We start from the raw sequence: 503 nt of genomic DNA, 5'->3' as shown, positions 1-503 counted from the left end.
GGCCATGAAAAACTGCCCGTAGGCGGCCACGAAAGTGCCCACTGACGGCCAGTAGAACTGCCCATCGGTGGCCATGAGATCTGCCCACTTCCTTACTTGTCCTGCCGCGTCTTAAGCGGCGGGCCTCTCCCCGGGATTTGATGACGGTGTCTAGTCGCATCGAATGTCGCCCAGGAAGAGGCCCTGTATGAAGTCTGACGGAGAAATCATGGAAATTCTTGCTGCCTACGATTTGACCGGATCGTTGCGCGCCACGGCGGAGCTGACGGGCTGTTCGCATCACACTGTTGCCCGGCATGTCGCGGCGCGGGATGCGGGCCGGCCGATTGCCGAACCGGCGCCGCGAGAGCGTGTCACTGATGCGTTCCTGCCCAAGATTGAGGAATGGGTTGAGGCGTCCAAGGGTCGGATCCGCGCTGATAAGGCCCACGAGAAGCTACTCACGTTGGGTTATGCGGGCTCGGAGCGGTCCACCCGTCGGGCGATCGCGCAGGTCAAGGCCG

At 62.2% G+C, this 503-nt stretch carries 1 pseudogene; it reads left to right on the top strand.

Going from position 1 to position 503, the window contains the following annotated elements:
- Positions 1-187: 187 nt before the first annotated feature.
- A pseudogene (locus AC5RTT_RS20750) lies at positions 188-503 on the top strand (IS21 family transposase); the annotation flags it as partial.

This window comes from Arthrobacter sp. Y3221157 (genome assembly GCF_059089865.1).
This window is presented reverse-complemented; position numbering and strand designations above follow the sequence as displayed.